Source organism: Hymenobacter daeguensis, assembly GCF_054780555.1.
The window spans coordinates 1-627 of record NZ_BAAGWC010000071.1; the positions used below are offsets into that span (position 1 = coordinate 1).

General features: G+C 54.4%; 1 protein-coding gene. It reads left to right on the top strand.

Annotated elements, in window-relative coordinates:
- Positions 1–297 precede the first annotated feature (297 nt).
- Positions 298–627, top strand: a 330-nt coding sequence (gene rpsD, locus ACYVHT_RS23325) for a 30S ribosomal protein S4 (RefSeq protein WP_460557807.1), incomplete at its 3' end; no start/stop codon positions are given.

A 627-nucleotide genomic window follows, 5' to 3' on the forward strand; every position in this document is an offset into this window, starting at 1 on the left:
GAAGCGGCTTAATCTGTCAGGTGCTCAAAAAAACCAAGGAAGCAAGGGAAGCGCTGTTGACTCTGCTTCCTTTGCGCATATAAGCGCCACTTCATTGGTGTTGGTGGGCCCCGCAAGGGGATTCCTGTCATAGGCGCGGATCGCAAGATTTAACCCTAAGAGGACAACGCCCTTTATAGCCGCCGTTTTCCTGGCTGCGTTCTGGCTGATCATGACTGTAGGCGCCTGCGTCCGCAATCCGAAAAGTGGGAACCGGTTTTCGGGTAGATTGCGGAGCCACTAAAAAGGAGAACAGCCGTGACTAAACGTACGTCTGCCAAGTATAAAATTGACTGCCGCATGGGCGAAAACATCTGGGGCCGTCCTAAGTCCCCAGTTAATCGTCGTGAATATGGCCCCGGCCAGCACGGTCAGCGCCGCAAGGGCAAGCTGTCCGATTTTGGCATTCAGCTGCGTGCCAAGCAGAAGCTGAAGGGCTACTACGGCGATATCACCGAGAAGCAATTCCGCCGCATCTATGCCGAAGCTGAGCGTGTAAAAGGCGATACCGGTGAAAACCTGATCGGCCTGCTTGAGCGCCGCCTGGACGCCGTTGTCTATCGCGCCAAATTTGTTCCTACCGTTTTT